Origin of the sequence: Natronococcus jeotgali DSM 18795 (genome assembly GCF_000337695.1) — an archaeon.
Lineage (GTDB): Archaea > Halobacteriota > Halobacteria > Halobacteriales > Natrialbaceae > Natronococcus > Natronococcus jeotgali.
In genome coordinates, this window is record NZ_AOIA01000158.1 from 21,457 (window position 1) to 36,789 (window position 15,333).

Annotated in this window: 18 protein-coding genes and 1 tRNA gene; 6 read left to right on the forward strand and 13 right to left on the reverse strand. The window is 63.7% G+C overall.

Going from position 1 to position 15,333, the window contains the following annotated elements:
- The 10 genes from nuoK to C492_RS18770 all read right to left on the reverse strand — a co-directional run bounded on the left by nuoK (position 1) and on the right by C492_RS18770 (position 7,447).
- Positions 1 to 306, reverse strand: coding sequence for an NADH-quinone oxidoreductase subunit NuoK (gene nuoK, locus C492_RS18725; RefSeq protein WP_008426510.1), 306 nt, complete (start codon positions 304 to 306; stop codon positions 1 to 3).
- Positions 306 to 770, reverse strand: coding sequence for a hypothetical protein (locus tag C492_RS18730; RefSeq protein ID WP_008426512.1), 465 nt, complete (start codon positions 768 to 770; stop codon positions 306 to 308). Before C492_RS18730 ends, nuoK begins: the two co-directional genes overlap by 1 nt.
- Entirely contained in the window at positions 767 to 1,045 is a 279-nt protein-coding gene (locus tag C492_RS18735) for an NADH-quinone oxidoreductase subunit J (RefSeq protein WP_008426513.1), read from the reverse strand. The genes C492_RS18730 and C492_RS18735 overlap by 4 nt, the downstream gene beginning before the upstream one ends.
- Positions 1,046 to 1,085: 40 nt before the next feature.
- Entirely contained in the window at positions 1,086 to 1,547 is a 462-nt protein-coding gene (locus tag C492_RS18740; RefSeq protein WP_008426515.1) for a NuoI/complex I 23 kDa subunit family protein, read from the reverse strand.
- Positions 1,544 to 2,629 carry a complex I subunit 1/NuoH family protein gene (locus C492_RS18745; protein ID WP_008426517.1) on the reverse strand — a complete coding sequence of 362 codons (1,086 nt, stop codon included), beginning with the start codon at positions 2,627 to 2,629 and terminating at the stop codon, positions 1,544 to 1,546. Before C492_RS18745 ends, C492_RS18740 begins: the two co-directional genes overlap by 4 nt.
- Positions 2,626 to 4,278: an NADH-quinone oxidoreductase subunit D gene (locus C492_RS18750; protein ID WP_008426518.1), complete on the reverse strand. Its 1,653-nt coding sequence runs from the start codon at positions 4,276 to 4,278 to the stop codon at positions 2,626 to 2,628. Before C492_RS18750 ends, C492_RS18745 begins: the two co-directional genes overlap by 4 nt.
- Positions 4,275 to 4,982 carry an NADH-quinone oxidoreductase subunit B gene (locus tag C492_RS18755; protein ID WP_008426519.1) on the reverse strand — a complete coding sequence of 236 codons (708 nt, stop codon included), beginning with the start codon at positions 4,980 to 4,982 and terminating at the stop codon, positions 4,275 to 4,277. The genes C492_RS18750 and C492_RS18755 overlap by 4 nt, the downstream gene beginning before the upstream one ends.
- Entirely contained in the window at positions 4,982 to 5,392 is a 411-nt protein-coding gene (locus tag C492_RS18760; protein WP_008426520.1) for an NADH-quinone oxidoreductase subunit A, read from the reverse strand. Before C492_RS18760 ends, C492_RS18755 begins: the two co-directional genes overlap by 1 nt.
- 243 nt (positions 5,393 to 5,635) lie before the next feature.
- Complete coding sequence (locus C492_RS18765; protein WP_008426521.1) at positions 5,636 to 6,268, reverse strand: AIR carboxylase family protein; 633 nt, start codon at positions 6,266 to 6,268, stop codon at positions 5,636 to 5,638.
- A 15-nt stretch (positions 6,269 to 6,283) separates the two neighbouring features.
- Positions 6,284 to 7,447, reverse strand: coding sequence for a 5-(carboxyamino)imidazole ribonucleotide synthase (locus C492_RS18770; RefSeq protein ID WP_008426522.1), 1,164 nt, complete (start codon positions 7,445 to 7,447; stop codon positions 6,284 to 6,286).
- Positions 7,448 to 7,661: 214 nt separating this feature from the next.
- Between C492_RS18770 and ribH the strand changes: the two genes are divergently transcribed.
- The 6 genes from ribH to C492_RS18800 all read left to right on the forward strand — a co-directional run bounded on the left by ribH (position 7,662) and on the right by C492_RS18800 (position 12,687).
- A complete protein-coding gene (gene ribH, locus C492_RS18775) occupies positions 7,662 to 8,081 on the forward strand; it encodes a 6,7-dimethyl-8-ribityllumazine synthase (protein WP_008426523.1) in 420 nt (139 codons plus the stop codon).
- Positions 8,078 to 9,226, forward strand: coding sequence for a pyridoxal phosphate-dependent aminotransferase (locus tag C492_RS18780; RefSeq protein WP_008426525.1), 1,149 nt, complete (start codon positions 8,078 to 8,080; stop codon positions 9,224 to 9,226). Before ribH ends, C492_RS18780 begins: the two co-directional genes overlap by 4 nt.
- Before the next feature lie 136 nt (positions 9,227 to 9,362).
- Positions 9,363 to 9,465 (forward strand) — tRNA-Gln (locus C492_RS18785).
- Positions 9,466 to 9,623: 158 nt separating this feature from the next.
- Positions 9,624 to 10,370 (forward strand): hypothetical protein, encoded by a 747-nt coding sequence (locus C492_RS23975; protein WP_152424959.1) that lies wholly within the window; start codon positions 9,624 to 9,626, stop codon positions 10,368 to 10,370.
- 192 nt (positions 10,371 to 10,562) lie between these two features.
- On the forward strand, positions 10,563 to 11,588 hold the full coding sequence (locus C492_RS18795; RefSeq protein WP_008426528.1) for a hypothetical protein: 1,026 nt from the start codon (positions 10,563 to 10,565) through the stop codon (positions 11,586 to 11,588).
- Between the two features lie 592 nt (positions 11,589 to 12,180).
- On the forward strand, positions 12,181 to 12,687 hold the full coding sequence (locus tag C492_RS18800) for a GNAT family N-acetyltransferase (RefSeq protein ID WP_008426530.1): 507 nt from the start codon (positions 12,181 to 12,183) through the stop codon (positions 12,685 to 12,687).
- A gap of 80 nt (positions 12,688 to 12,767) precedes the next feature.
- Here C492_RS18800 and C492_RS18805 read toward each other — a convergent pair whose 3' ends face one another.
- The 3 genes from C492_RS18805 to C492_RS18815 all read right to left on the reverse strand — a co-directional run bounded on the left by C492_RS18805 (position 12,768) and on the right by C492_RS18815 (position 15,321).
- A complete protein-coding gene (locus C492_RS18805) occupies positions 12,768 to 13,136 on the reverse strand; it encodes a winged helix-turn-helix domain-containing protein (RefSeq protein WP_008426532.1) in 369 nt (122 codons plus the stop codon).
- Between the two features lie 164 nt (positions 13,137 to 13,300).
- Complete coding sequence (locus tag C492_RS18810; protein WP_008426533.1) at positions 13,301 to 14,113, reverse strand: TorD/DmsD family molecular chaperone; 813 nt, start codon at positions 14,111 to 14,113, stop codon at positions 13,301 to 13,303.
- A 2-nt stretch (positions 14,114 to 14,115) separates the two neighbouring features.
- A complete protein-coding gene (locus C492_RS18815; protein WP_008426535.1) occupies positions 14,116 to 15,321 on the reverse strand; it encodes a 4Fe-4S dicluster domain-containing protein in 1,206 nt (401 codons plus the stop codon).
- Positions 15,322 to 15,333: the final 12 nt, after the last annotated feature.

Genomic DNA, 15,333 nt, shown 5'->3' on the forward strand with positions numbered 1-15,333 from the left:
TTACCACCTCATCGTCGTCGGCACCGTGACGTCGACGTCACGGAAGTTGCGGTACAGTACCAGGACGATCCCGAGTCCGATCGCGACCTCGGCGGCGGCAAGCGCCATCGCGAACAGCGCGAACACCTGCCCCGTGAGATTGCCGTGGTAGAACGCGAACGCGATCAGATTGACGTTGGCCGCGTTTACCATGATCTCGACGGACATCAGGAACAGCAGCGCGTTTCGACGCGTCAGGATCCCGAAGAGACCGATGGAAAACAGCGCCATCGACAGTAACACGAAGTACTCGATGGGGACGTCCATCAGGAGTCACCTCCGGACTCCGCGGCGGTGTCGGACGCCGCCGACTCGTCGGCCGACTCGCGGCGGCGACCGCTACCGTCCGTGGCGGCGACCTGATCGCTTCCCGTGGTACCCGGGGTAGCGCCGGTACGGCTCGAGAGCGCCGCGACGGGCTCGCCCTCGGTCTCGCGTTTCGCGAGCACGAGCGCGGCGTCTAACGCGGCGTCTAACACGACCGCGACGAGCAAGAACGCGGCGAGGAACGGCTCGGTGTCACCGATCGAGCCCTCGGCCGACTGCAGGGCCGTGAAATCGAACAGCGCGTAGCCGATCTCCGAAGTCACCGAGATCCCCGCCGGAAAGCCGACCATCTCGTCGGCAAAGCCCGTGTTCAGGACGATCATCGCCATCGCGCCGAACAGCGCGACGGCGAGGACGCCCGGGGCGAGCGACTGCCCGAGTCGAAGTCGGGGTCTGTTCGTCATGTCCGTACCACCTCGTCGGTCTCCGCGTCCGTCTCCTCGCGCTGGGTGAGCATCACAGCGAACGTGATGAGGATGAGCACCCCGCCGACATAGACGAGGATCTGCATCATGGCGACGAACTCCGCCGCCAGCATCACGTAGTACACCGCGACGCTGACCAGCGTCACGCCGAGCATCAGCGCCGAGTGCCAGGGGTCGACGAGTAACACGACGCCGAGCGCGCTGGCGAGCGTGACGAACGCGAACAGCGCGAACGCGATCAGCTCGTATGTCATTGTTGGAATGAAATACCCGTTCTCGGGGACGGGTAACCCGTCACTGGTAATCGACCTCCCCTTCGCCCTCGCCGATCCACGCGCCCCGGTCGGGTTCGCGGGACTCGAGCGGGTCGATGTCCTTGTACCACGGCACCGCCTTCAGCTGCTCTTTGTTGTACACCAGGTCGTGTTTGGTGTCGCCCGTGAACTCGAAGTTCTCGGTGAGCAGGATGGCGTCGACCGGGCAGACCTCCTCGCAAAGCCGACAGTAGATGCACTGTCCGATGTGGAGGTTGTACTGTTCGCCGTTGCGCTGGTCGTCCATCACGATCTGGATGGTGTCGTTCGGACAGACGTTCTCGCACTGGCGACACCAGATACAGCGCTCCTGGCTGAACTTGTGGACCCCCCGAAAGCGCGGCGAGACGTCCGGGGCGGTCTCGGGGTACTCGACCGTGAACGTCGAGCCGTCCAGCGCGTGTTTCATCGTCGTTGCCATCGATTTGAGTATCCCGATCATGCTATCAGCCCCACGATTACCGCGGTCAGTACGAGGTTCGCGAACGAAAGGACGAGCAGTCCCTTCCAGCCGATCTCGATCAGCTGGTCGATCCGGACCCGGGGCACCGCCGAGCGGAGCCACTGGGTCAGCAAGAAGACGCCCCAGATCTTGACGAGGAACCAGACGATGCCGATCGCCTCGGGACCCGGGCCCGCCGGGCCGCCGAGGAAGATCGTCGCGATGATCGCACCGCCCAGGAAGATGTGCAGGAATTCGCCGAGGTAGATCAACACGAAGTACACCGAGGAGTACTCGGTCTGGTACCCCGCGACGATCTCGGTCGGCGCCTCGGGCGTGTCGAACGGGTTCCGGCCGACCTCGGCGAAGTTCGCCACGAGGAACAGCACGAACGCGAATGGGTTGACGATCGCGAACCACTGCGGGATCGCAACGAGTCCGAGGTCGACGAGCGGTTCGTTCTGTACGGCGACGATCTCGCTCATCTGCAGGGTGCCGGTGAAGATTACCACGGACATCCCGGTGACGATGAGCGGGATCTCGTAGGCGACGTTCTGTGCGACCGCCCGCAGTCCCCCGAGCAGCGAGTACTTGTTCGCCGAGGAGTAGCCGGCCATAACCAGACCGACGCTTGCGATGCCCGCGACCGCGAACGTGAACACCAGTCCGACCTCGGGGTCGGCGAGGTGGATTCCGCTCCCCATCGGAATCACCGCGAAACCGAGCAGCGCCGAGGACGCGACCACGATCGGTGCGAGGTCGTACGCCGGACGGTCGGCGTTCTCCGGGACGATCAGCTCCTTCGAGAGCAGTCGAACCGCGTCGGCGACGATGATGAACAGTCCGGCGGGCCCGAGTCGGTTGACGGCGATCCGGTCCGTGAACGCGGCCGTGATCTTCCGTTTCGCCCACGGGCCGGCGACGCCGGTCATCGCCAGCATCAGGTTGCCGACGAGAAAGGCGGCGAGAAACGTCGCGAGCAACTCGCCGGCGAGCCCGAACTGGTCCAGGCCGGTCAGGTCGCCGATCCGCTCGGGGAGCAAGACCGTGTCGCCGGCCTGCAGCGGCGTCCCCTCGATCATCGATCCACCTCTCCGAGGACGATGTCGAGGCTGCCCAGCGAGGCGATCAGGTCGGGAACGTACTCGCCCTCGCTCATCTCACCGAGGGCCGAGAGGTTGTGGAAACACGGACTGCGGATCTTGAACCGACCGGGTTTGTCGGTACCGTCCGAGCGGATGTAGATACCGAGTTCGCCCTTCGCGCCCTCGACGGCGCGGTAGACCTCCGTGTCGGGATCGGGCTTGAGCGTCCGGGGAACGTTGGCCTGGATCTCGCGGTCGTCCTCGGGCCAGTCTTCGAGCAGGTCGACACACTGCTCGATGATCTTCGCGGACTCCTCGACCTCCTCCATCCGACAGAGCACCCGAGCGTAGTTGTCACAGCCCTGGCGGGTGACGACGTCCCACTCGAGGTTCTCGTAGTACCCGTAGGGGTCGTCCCGCCGGAGGTCGTAGTCGACCCCCGACGCGCGAGCGACCGGGCCCGTGCAGCCGTAGGATTTGGCGACCTCGGGCTCGAGGACGCCGGTGTCGTGGGTCCGAACCTGAAAGATCTCGTTACCGGTGAGCAGGTCGTGGTACTCGTCGACCTTCGCGGGGAGCCCGTCCAGGAAGTCCCGCGTCTTCTCGAGGAACTCCCCTCGGGGTTCGGGCAGGTCCCAGGCGACCCCGCCCAGCCGGAAGTAGTTGAACATCAGCCGCTGGCCGGTGAGATCCTCGAGGATGTCCTGGACGACCTCCCGGTCGCGCATCCCGTACTGGAAGACGGCGGTGAAGTCGCCGTAGACGTCGAGGGCGAACGTCGCCAGCGCGAGCATGTGCGAGGCGATCCGGCAGAGTTCGGCGCCCATCGTCCGGATAACCTGGGCGTACTCCGGCACCTCGATATCGGCCAGATCCTCCGCGACTCGGGCGTAGGCCCACTCGTTTAACAGGCCGGCCGAGACGTAGTCCCACCGATCGGGGTAGGGCATGATCTGGTGGCGGTAGGTGCCCGACTGACACATCTGCTCCTCGCAGCGGTGCAGGTAGCCGACGTCGGGGTCGACGTCGACGACGGTCTCGCCGTCGAGTACCGTCTCGAGGTGGAGCACGCCGTGGGTCGCCGGGTGGTGGGGGCCGATGTTCAGGAACATCGTATCCGACTCCTGGTCGTGGTGGTCCGGCTGGATCGGGTTGGCGTGTTCGGAAAGCGTGACGACCTGGGGCTGTTCCTGATCGTAGTCCTTCGAGAGGGGATGGCCCTGCCAGGTCTCGGGCAGGAGGATCCGTCGCGGGTCGGGGTGGCCCTCGTAGTCGATCCCCACGAGGTCGAAGGCCTCCCGCTCGTGCCAGTCGGCCGTCCGGAAGACGGGTTCGGCCGACTGGCTGACGGGATCGTCGATCGACGTCGGCACGACGACCGAGACCTCCTGGGTCGGGTCGGCGTACTTTTTCATGTGGTAGATCGACTCGTAGCGGTCCTCGTACTGCTGTGCGGTCAGACAGGAGAGGTGGTCGAATCCGGCCTCGTCGCGAAGGTCGAAGAGGACGTCCTGGACGTCGTCGGGGCGGATGACGAAGCCCGGCGCGTTGAGGTGATCGTCGCGTCCGAGCGCCCGGTCGCCGATCAGCGCCTCGAGGTCGTCCTCGGTGACTTCCCGTCCCTGTCGTTCGAGTCCCGTGCTCATGGCGAATCAGCCCAGTTGTACCGCATGACGAGGTCGTCCTCGTCGATGTCGCTCGCGAGTTTCTGTACGAGTTCGTCCTTCGGCAGGTCGCCGAACTGCTCGAGTTCGTACGGCTTGACGACGACCGGCGAGGTCTCGCCGTTGCGAATCCGCTCTTGCAGTTTGGCGACGCCGTAGACCAGCGCCTCCGGTCGGGGCGGACAGCCGGGGACGTGGATGTCGACGGGGATGATCTCCTCGGCGCCTTTGACGACGTTGTACCCCTCCTGAAACGGCCCCCCGGAGATCGTGCACGACCCCATCCCGACGACGAACTTGGGTTCGGGCATCTGGTCGTAGACCCGTTTCATCCGGGGGCCGAACTTCGAGACGATCGTCCCCGGTACGATCATCACGTCGGCCTGGCGCGGCGAGGCCCGAGGAACGCCCGCGCCGAACCGGTCCAGGTCGTGTTTGATCGCGTACGTGTGCATCATCTCGATGCTGCAGCAGGCGATTCCGAACTGCAGCATGAACATCGAGTTCCCCCGAACCCAGTTCATGAACTGGTCGAACTTCGTGAGGATGAACGGCGTCGCGCCGAACGCCTCCCGAAGCCTCGAGTTGAATCGGTCGTCGGGGCCGGCACCCATCCGCGACTCGCGGGTGTCGGACGACGGAGCGGTACTGTCGTAGATCTCTTGGCGCGGTTTGTCACTGCTCATTATCGATCAGCTCCGGCTTCGACCTGTTCCGGCGTGCGTGCCCACTGGACGGCGCCGGTCCGCCACGCCCAGGCGAATCCGATCAGCAGGATGACGACGAACGCGATCATCGGCCCGAGGGCGTGAACGATCCCGTACTCCTCGGCCGCGAGCGCATCCTGGTAGACGACCGCCCACGGAAACAGGAGGACGGTTTCGATGTCGAAGACGAGAAACAGAAGCGCAACCATGTAGTACTGGATGTTGAATCGGATGCGCGTCCCGCCGGTCGGCACCTCGCCACTCTCGTAGGTGGCACGTTTGCTCGTTTCGGGAACGCTCGGCCGCAGGAGGAACGATACCGCCATCATCCCGAGCGGTATCAGCAGTCCCACGAGCGCGAGCGCGCCGATAGCGATCCAGTCATTCATCTCGTGAACGTTCGAAGGTTCAGACCCCACGCATATAAGGGTTGATTCTCGACGTTTCGGCCGGTAGGAGCATCAGCATCCGTTTTCGTCGATCGAGGACACCGTTGAACGATCGTCAGCACAACTCCTGACCGGCTCACCCCGAAAAATCCGAGTTCGGACTCCGGAGGGGTTCCGATCGCCGCACCGAACGCGGACGCTCCCCAACGGACGTTCGTTCGGATCGACCGCCGCGACGGTCGGCTACTCGCTCGAGAAGCCTGCGGTCCCTTCGTCGTGCAGTCGCCGGGAGACCTCGCCGACCTCCTCCCGTAAGCTCTCGTGGTACTCGAGGAGTCGCTCCCGTACCGGCTCGTGTTGCCGGGCGAGGATCTGGGCGGCCGACAGCGCGGCGTTAAACGACTTGCCGGCGTCGACCGCGACCAGCGGCGCCCCCGTCGGCATTCCGATGACGCTGTCGACGGATTTCTCCTGAACTGGAACGCCGATCACCGGCAACGGGTAGGCGATCGAGGCGGTCATGTTCGGCAGATCGGCGGACTTGCCCCCTGCACCGGCGACGATCACCTCGAGCCCGCGGTCCTCGGCCGTCTCGGCGTACGCTGCCATCAGATCGGGGGTGCGGTGGGCGGAGGTGACGGAGGTCTCGAAGGTGAACCGGGCGTCGGGCGGGTTCTCGTAGTCGGTCTGCTCCTCGAAGCCGAGTTCGTCGACGAACGCGTCGTAGGCGCCGCGGCGCCGTCCGCCCGTAGACATCACCTCGAGGTCGGAGTCACTGCCCATCACGATGCCGACGTCGGGCGTCTCGGCGTCGGGCAGGTCCAGTTCGGCCTCGCGGTGCAGACGGTCGATCAGCTCCTCGACGGTGTCGCTCATGGTAGGCAGTGCTGGTTACTCCGACGTGAACGTGACGGAGCGCTCGAGTTCGCGCGCGGTCTCGAGTAGCTCGTCGGGCGTCTCGCCCTCGCGCCCGGCGATCGTGACGTGGCCCATCTTCCGCAGCGGTCGAACCTGTCGCTTCCCGTACCAGTGGAGGTTCGCCGCGGGCGTCTCGAGGATACGGTCGACGTTCCGGAGTTCGGCGTCTCGGGACTCCGCGACGTCGCCGAGCAGGTTCACCGAGACGGTCGGCGAGCGCAGGTCGGTCGCCGCCAGCGGCCAGCCCAGCACGGCTCGAGCGTGCTGTTCGAACTGCGAGCTCTGTGCGCCCTCGATCGTCCAGTGCCCCGAGTTGTGGGGGCGGGGGGCGATCTCGTTGAGTAGCACCTCTCCTCCGGTCGTTTCGAACAGTTCGATCCCGTAGACACCCCGCCCGTCCATCACCTCGAGGACGTCCTCGGCGACCTCGAGAGCCCGCCGTTCGACGGCCTCGTCGGAGCCCGCGGGGACGATCGTCTCCCGGAGGATCTCGTCCTCGTGAACGTTCTCGCCGATGGGGAAGGCGGCGGTCTCGCCGTCGCCCTTGACCGCGATCACCGAGATCTCCCGTTCGAAGTCGACGAACGACTCGACCATCGCGGGGCCGGCGACCGACTCGAGGGCCTCGACTGCGTCAGCTTTCGACTCGACGGGCACGTTCCCGCGCCCGTCGTACCCGCCAGTACGGGCCTTCAGCATGACGGGCGCGCCGTAGTCGTCGATCGCGTCGCGAATATCGTCGGCGTCCTCGACCGCCCGAAACGGCGGGACGGGTACGCCCGCCTCCTCCAGCGCGCGCTTCTGGACGAGCTTGTCGTGGATCGTCTCGAGGGTCGCGGGGTCGGGGTGGACGGGCGTCCCCGAGTCCTCGGCGACCCGCTCGAGGACGTCCTGGTCGGCCAGTTCGATCTCGAAGGTGAGGGCGTCGGCTCGCGCGGCGAGTTCCCGAATGCCGGTCTCGTCGTCGAAGTCGGCGACGATCTGGTCGCGCGCGACGGGCGCGGCCGGACAATCGGGTGTCGGATCGAGCACGACGACCTCGACACCGAGCGGCGCGGCCGCCTCGGCGAGCATTCGTCCGAGCTGTCCGCCACCGACCACGCCGAGGGTCGGCCCCGGCGTCCGTAGCGTCGTCATCGGGCGTGGATTGGACGGGCCGTCGCTTAAGTATTCTCAATCCTGCCGATTTAAGGGAGAGGGGACGCCTGCAATCTGCACGTTCGTGAATATCCGTCCGCAGACGGCCGTCGACCGAACACTCGGTTCGCAGCGGGTTGTGTCCCCGCCGCGAGAACCGCCGTCGCCCGCCGAGAACGGTACCTCTTTGAACTCCCCACCCGACCGCTCGAGTATGACCACGCTCGGACTGGTGGTCGCGGAGTTCAACCGAGAGATCACCGAGCAGATGGAAGCCGTCGCCCGCGAGGCCGCCGACGAGGCCGGCGCCGAGGTGTACGAGACGGTCCGCGTTCCCGGGGTCTACGACGCCCCGCTCGCCGCCGACCGGCTCGCCCGCCTCGAGGCCGTCGACGCCGTCGCCGTGATCGGCACCGTCATCACCGGCGACACCGACCACGATCAGGTGATCACCGACGCGACCGCACAGCGACTCTCCGACGTCAGTCTCGAGCGTGACACTCCCGTAACGCTCGGCGTCACCGGGCCCGGAATGTCCGCGGCGGAGGCCCGCGAACGCGTCGAGAACGCGGCCAAGGCCGTCGACGGCGCGCTCGACCTCGCCGCCGAGTTACCCGACCCAGATCAACGATGACGATGGAATTCACCGACCGTCTGACCCGAGTCGAACCGTCCGCAACGCTTGCCATCTCCGCGCTCGCGACCGAACTCGAGAACGAAGGGGCCGACGTCGTCGACCTCTCGGTCGGCGAGCCCGACTTCCCCACGCCCGAAAACGTCGTCGAGGCCGGCAAGGACGCGATGGACGCCGGCCACACCGGCTACACGACGTCGGCGGGGATCCTCGAGCTGCGCGAGGCGATCGCCGAGAAACTCGCCGACGACGGCCTCGAGCACGGCACCGACGAGATCATCGTCACGCCCGGGGCGAAGCAGGCACTCTACGAGATCGTCCAGGCCCTCGTCCAGGACGGCGACGAGGTCGTCCTGCTCGACCCCGCGTGGGTCTCCTACGAGGCGATGGTCAAGATGGCTGGCGGCTCGCTCTCGCGGGTCGACCTCTCCGAGACCGAGTTCCAGCTCGAGCCCGCCCTCGAGGACCTCGAGGCCGCCGTGTCGGACGACACCGAGTTGCTGATCGTCAACTCGCCGTCGAACCCCACGGGCGCCGTCTACTCCGACGACGCGCTCGAAGGCGTGCGCGACCTCGCCGTCGAGCACGACGTGACCGTAATTTCGGACGAGATCTACAAGGAGATTACCTACGGCGTCGAACCGACGAGTCTGGGCACGCTCGAGGGGATGGCCGACCGCACCGTCACCGTCAACGGCTTCTCGAAGGCGTACTCGATGACCGGCTGGCGGCTGGGCTACTTCGCCGGCCCCGAGGAGCTGATCGACCAGGCCGGCAAACTGCACAGCCACTCGGTGTCCTCGGCGGTGAACTTCGTCCAGCACGCCGGGATCGAAGCGCTCGAGAACACCGACGAAGCCGTCGACGAGATGGTCGCCGACTTCGCCGAGCGCCGCGACCTGGTCGTCGACCTGCTCGAGGGCCACGACGTCGACGTCGCGGTACCCGACGGCGCGTTCTACATGATGCTCCCGGTAGCGGAGGACGACCAGGAGTGGTGCGAGGGCGCGCTCGAGGACGCCCACGTCGCCACGGTCCCCGGCAGCGCGTTCGGCACGCCGGGCTACGCCCGCATCTCCTACGCCGCGAGCGAGGAACGCCTGCAGGAGGGTATCGAGCGACTGGCCGACGAAGGCTACCTGTAGCCGGTCCCGCTCGAGTTCCTCGGGGCGAAAAGTAACACTATTGTGCGGTGGGAGTCTATTCCGCGAGTGAAGTCCCGTGGTGGTAAGCGATTCCGAAGGAATCGCGAGGTACGCGGGAACTTCGAACGAAGTGAGAAGTCCCGTGGTGTAGTGGCCAATCATATGGGCCTTTGGACGTGTTCGGTTCAGTCCGTCACGGGAGACAGCCCATGACGGCGGTTCGAATCCGCCCGGGACTATATACCCAAGGTATCGAATCCCATTTTTGACTGGACTGACCGGAGTACTGCTTAATCTTCGATTGAGCAAAGCGAGTGGAGATTCTACTCTCTACACAACCGACCGACAGAGCCAATCGTTGCATAGTTATTGAAGTCCAAAGTAACTGATAACCAGTATGCCAGAGCGAGAGTCACCCAGTGAATCACTTGACCAGTTCGATAATTTGGACCTTGACCATATGGTTCAACGTCGTCTCGCCGCCTATGCACTCCGAGACTACTATGGGGCAACGCTCAGCGAAGTCGGTCAGAATTATTTGGGTTTTTCTCCCAGCATTCGGAAACAAGGGCCGAAGAAGCAGTGGAATCAGATTAAAACAAGACTTGAAGTTCTGGATAATTTTGAAGCTCCGGACGAATTGAACTCTATTCCCTACAAAATAAACGATATTAGCAACGAAGTGGACCACGATTTTAACTATAACCCACCACGAGAACCACTTCAAGAAGCTCGAAGGGAGGCTGAGAATTGGCGAGATTGGTTGCTTGAACAATCCACCACATACAGAGCAGTAGAGGGGGAATTAGATGCGCGAGAAACAATCATTCGAATCGCTCGGGAGTCTCTACAAACTGCAAACCAATCGCCTGAAGAACGATATTATGGGCTTGAGGAAGAACAGAACCAACTCAACGATGACGTTGAAGAGTTGCTCCAGAGATTAGATGACATAGAATCCACTACAGACGGTATTACGGACGAGTTAGTTTTTCTTCTATCAGACGCCAAGGAACTGGAGCGATGGGGAGAAGAAATAGTAGTGGAAGAAAACGATATTGCAGCACACATACATAGAGACTTACAAGTGGAAGCCCACCTGGAAGATTGGAGAGTTGAGCGTAGTTCAGGGGATTCTAGCTAACTTGAAAGTACACTCAAAGTCAAGCCACTATTGCCGCATTTTGGGGTGGTTCCTGTTACGACGAGCCACGCGACCGTCGCCCGAGAGGTCTCGGCACGGTCGTATCCGGTGCCGCGCTCGTGGTTGGGATACTCCTTCAGCGGTTTGACGGCCGGGGATAGCTACAAAACGACCACCATTCTATCATCCTTCATGGAAGTTGCCGCTGAGTGGGTTCAATTCGAGATTCCGTATATACTACAGGTCGAGGACTCTTTCGAGGGCAACAAGGCCGCACGATTTCGTTCCAGTGTCGAAGGCGTGCCAGCCGAGCTTCAGTTCAAAAAGGAAGCTCGCGAGGGTGAAGAGGGCGAAAGGCCGGGGATGATGTTTGGACAGGTTGAGGGCGACCGATTAGGGAATGTCTCCTATACGAAGGTCAAGGTCGGGTTCGACAGGCAGTTGCTTGACACTCTTCCCGACGACCTTGATGACGATTTTGAGGCCGTGAAAGAGGGTGGCCCAACCAAGTGGCTGAAGAACCTCGACGGACGAGAAGGGCGAATCATTCGCGCCGCAGTAGACCACGTGAACCAATTCTTGGAAGTGTATCGTGCCTCTCTGGGATATTATTGGATTCGTGGTGTTAGCCCCTCAGAGGTCGTTTACTTCATGCGGGCAACGGTGTCCGAGAATGGAGACACGTACGACCACGGCACGATGTATCCGGGGAACGCACTGACGCCCGGAAGTTCAACCATCGACAAAGAGGCCCACGATACAATCGAAGCCCGACTGGACACAGAACACAAAGTCCCAATCACGATTTCTCTTCGTTTGGACGCTCAGGACAAGCTCGATTTGGGCGAATATCGGCTCGCGGTCATCACCGCTGGGACGATGTTTGAAGCATTCCTCAAGGACGGGCTAAAGGACCTAATGACGGCCCAAGGTATGCCGGACGACAAGATAGAGTCAGTGTTTGTAGATGACGGAGACTACACTTCCATTACGACGCTTGCGAAGGAGACAGTGCCTAAAACGCTCCACTTTGACTTTGAGGCAACTGATGAGTTCGAGGCGTGGGACGAGAAAACGAGGGAGATGCGGAACCGGGTTGTTCACGAAGGATACGTGCCTTCCGAAGAAGAGGCGAGAGCGGCATATGAGGCCGCCGCCGATGTGGTGGAGTTCTTGACTGACAAGATGATTGAACGTCATGAGAAACTAAGGGATTAGGTGAGCAGAACTGGTGTCGTATTTTGAGGCATTTTCCCCTGCTATACTAAATTGGACTATCTAACACTTATTCAGAATACCATGACTCTATCCTTTGGATAGCGTGGATGTCATGTTTGTAATATCGTCGCTCGCCATCTAGTTTGTACACGGCAATACCATATTAGTCCGAATCAGGCCGGGACTACTTTTCAAGAAATATCGAGTGACGAGAAGGGGCCCTACCGATTCGGATCGGGGAGCGACGCGAAGCGAGGGCCATCGCCTTACGTCGAGCAGCCGGACGGGCGAACCCGAGACGCCGCGATCGGTAGCACGCGAAGGGCTGCAGTATTTTCTGCTGGCGGGCGGGAATATCGTCCGCGTCCGGGAACCACGAGTGCCCGATCTGCGGAGACACGTTCGACTCGAGAGACGACCTCGAGAAACACTCCCCGCAGGAACACCGCACGGAGCTCGATTGAACAACCACCGACGGGAACGTTCTCCAGCACCCGATCCGAGTTCTCGCCTCGAGCGGCGGTCCGACCGTCGCTCCCAGTCGACGGGAACGCGAGACAGGCTTAGGAACGTTCGCTCCGTAGGTGACGACATGACTCCCCCGCCCGACCAGCGACCGCGGTTCCCGCGTCCGCCGACGACGGCCGACGACGACGAGGGCCGAACGGTAACGGTCGAGCCCTACGACGGCGGCATCGAGCCGCTCGTGGAGATGTACGGCCACTTCGACGAGGAGTCCCGATCGCAGGGGCTGCCGCCCCGCACGGACTCTCGAACCCGCGAGTGGCTCGAGGACCTGCTCGAGAAGGGACAGAACACCGTCGCGCGCCACGGCGAGGACGTGGTCGGCCACGCGGTGTTAGTGCCCTCCGGCGAGCTGTACGAACTGGCGATCTTCGTCCGTCCGGAGTATCAGGCCGCGGGGATCGGCACGCAGCTCATTCGCGGGCTGCTCGGCCAGGGACAGGAACGGGGCGTCGAGCACGTCTGGTTGACCGTCTCGCGGAGCAACCGGATCGCGATGAACCTCTACCGGTCGGCCGGCTTCGAGACGACGGCAAGCGGGCGGGGCGAACACGAGATGGAGCTGCACCTCTGAGAAGGCGCGGATTCGAACGACCGTCGGGTACTCGACGAGAGCGGCGCGAACGCCGTTTCGGCACCGATCGTTCGAGGTCGTCAGTCCGAGAGCGCGCCCGACTCCCGCGCCGGGGCGTCGATCGAAACGCCGTCGGAATCCGAAACGGAGATGGTTATCTCCTCGAAGCGCCGGCAGTACTCGCTCGCGTGTTTGCCACCCATTTGGATGCGGATTCGCTCCTCGAGCAGGCCGGCGTCGGTCAGCAACTCGAGCTTGCGGTACACCGTCGAGGAGGGGATCTCGCAGCGCGTCGCGAGTTCGGTAGCCGTCAGCGCCTCGTCGGCCGTCGCCTCGAGGATCGTTCGGCAGTCGGCGTCCTCGAGGGCCGCGAGGACGGCGCCGGCGTCGGCGTCGGTCTCGGTCGAAAGCGGGGCGGCGGAATCGGTGGTGGGGCTCGTCGCGGACATCGTCGTTCTGGTCCCTCCTTTTGGCGGGATCCGTACCAAACGGGGTCCCGAATATACGGGGCCATTTATGTGAGGGTAGTTATCTTGAGAGGGAGCGCTCGCGAGAGATCGGCGACACCGAAACGACGCGAGGCGAACGGAGCGTCGGCTGCGAGGCGAACGGATCAGTAAGGGCCGTCCCGATCGCCCATCGGCATTTCCGGGGTCGATCCCGAGGACGTCGGACCGCAGGTCCCACAGCGGAAGTCGCCCTCCCCGTCGTTGAGCCCCTCGAGGGGCGAGGGGGGCGTCTCCTCGAACGTCTTCGGTTCGGCGCCGAACCGATCGGTGTCGTCGCCGACGAGGGTGTCGACCAGCGCTCCGAGCGCCCGGTAGAACTCGACGTCGACCTCCTCGGCGACCGTCTCGCGGAAGCTGCCGATCCAGCGACCGAGGTGGTCCTCGAGGAAGTCGCCCTGCGCGTCGGTCACGACCGCGACGCCGGTCTCGTCGCCCTCGTTCTCGAGGTAGGCCGTCTGCAGGGCCAGATGCGAGAGGAATTCGAGCTCGATGCAGAGGTGGTCGGCGCGCTCGCGGTTCCCCTCCGCGATCGACAGCCCGAACGCCCTGTAGAAGCCGGCGATGTCCGCCAGCGTGTCGCCGCTGGTGACGAGAGTGCCGGGGCTGTACTCGATCTGGTACTGTCGGATGTCGCCGCCGGTCTCGAACCCGAACAGCGAGCTCCAGTCCGAGTAGAGTTCGTCGACGCCGGCGGCGTCGGTCGGGGACGCCTCGACGACCGCCCTCGCGTGTTCCTCGAGGTCGTCGTTCTCGAGCGCGGCGGCGGACTCGAGCAGCTGGTCGGCGAAGGTTCCCGAGACCAGCGCCTCCTCGAGTTCCTCGTCGGGGCGATCGAACGCCAGCGAGGCGAGCTTGTACAGTCGCGCGCGATGGACGTGATCGAGCGCGGTCGTGGATTCGGTATTGGGTTCAGTCATCGTTATGCGATGTCGAGCCGGTAGGCGTCGTTGTCCTCGTCGAAGCGGTCGCGTTCGTACTGCGGTTCCTCCATCGGGACGCGGGCGACGGTCGACCCGTCCCCGTCGTAGCCGATCGCCTCCTCGTCGGTGACCTCGAACTCCTCGACGCGCCACTCGGTCGACCCCATCAGGTGGATGAGCCCGCGGAGCTTGCGGTACTCCTCGTCGCCGCGGCGGGCGGCCTGGTAGGTCTCCTTGGCCTCCGTGACGCGGGGGCCGAACATCTGGACGAGGTAGTCGTCGGGGACGTTGATCGGCGGGATGTAGTAGACGTTGGGCTCGAGGCCGAGCTGGGGGTACAGCGGCAACGCGACCTCGGCGTCGTGGACCAGGTAGTCGATCGGGTTCGAGGAGTCGGCCTCCTCTGGCGGGTTGATCCAGCCGTGCTGGCGGATCTTTCCGAGGCAGTTCTCGAAGCACTGCGGGACCAGCCCCTGCTCGACCTTCGGGTAGCAGCCGACGCACTTCTGGGAGTTGCCCTTCTCGGGATTGAAGATGGACTTCCCGTACGGACAGGCCCGAACGCACTCCTGGAACGCCTGGCAGCTCTCCTCGTCGATCAGGACGATTCCGTCCTCCTGGCGCTTGTAGACGGCCTGGATCGGACACCCGCCGGCACACCCCGCGAACGAGCAGTGGTTACACAGCCGCGGGAGGTAGAAGAACCACGTGGGGTGTTCCTCCCCTTCGGGGATGTGGGTGTCCGACTCGATCGCCTCTCCGGTCGGCTCGTCCTCGCCGATGTTGGGGTGGGCCCAGTCCTCGTCGTCGGGGCGGTAGCCCTCGATGTCCTGGCCGTGGATGTTCTCGGGATCGTCGTCGGGCGCCATCTCCTCCCAGTCGACGTCGTTGGCCTCGAAGATGGTGTCGCCCTCGTAGACGTACTCGCCGTCCTCCTCGGTCCACTCCTGGACGCCGAGGCGGTCGAGAATCTCCTTGTCCCACTCGAGGGGGTGGGAGCCGTAGGGTTTGGTCTCGACGTTGTTCCAGAACATGTGCTCCTGGCCCTCGCCGTGGGTCCAGGTCGTCTTACACGACAGCGTACACGTCTGGCACGCGATACACTTGTTGATGTCGAACACCGCGCCCCACTGCTTCTCCGGTCGGGACTCGGCGTAGGGGTACTCCATCTCGCGTCCGATCTGCCAGTTGTAAACTTCAGCCATTGGTACTCACCT